The following is a 609-nucleotide window of genomic DNA, read 5'->3' as shown; positions in this document are numbered from 1 at the left end:
GCGTGTTTGATGAGTTTACTGAAGGTCGCACTCAAGAAGAGTGGCTTCAATGGATGTACGCTCAGACCGTTAAACAAAACAACGATCCAAACTTGCCGTCTTACGATGAGATGAGAAAGCAGGGTATCTACAAGAAGCAATTCGACCGTCCATATGTGGCGTTTGAAGACTTCAGTCGTGACCCAGAAGCGAATCCATTGCCTTCGCCATCAGGTAAGATTGAGATCTACTCAGAGACCCTCGCGAAGATCAACGAAGAATGGGAACTGGACGAAGATGAATCCATCACACCGTTGCCAGAATATGTTTCGACATTCAACGGCTGGGATTCGCCAGATCGTAAAGAGTTCCCACTTCAGCTAACGGGCTTCCACTACAAATCGCGCGCGCACTCTACGTACGGCAACGTGGACATCCTAAAAGCAGCGGCACCACAAGAGCTTTGGATCAACCCAGTCGATGCCGCTTCTCGCAACATTGATAACGGCGATTTGGTGAGCGTTCGTAGCAAGTTCGGCGAAATGAACGTTCGCGTAAAAGTGACCCCACGCATCATGCCGCATGTGGTTGGCTTAGGTGAGGGTGCATGGTACGCACCAAACGCAAAAG

General features: G+C 49.9%; 1 protein-coding gene. It reads left to right on the top strand.

The genetic code is table 11. The features are described from left to right. Window positions 1-609: molybdopterin dinucleotide binding domain-containing protein (locus R7Q48_RS28815; protein WP_318133762.1), on the top strand; the 609-nt coding region annotated here is incomplete at both ends.

The organism is Vibrio sp. 378, from assembly GCF_033339435.1.
The sequence above is the reverse complement of the archived record's forward strand: the minus strand, read 5'-3'. Positions and strand labels throughout refer to the sequence as shown.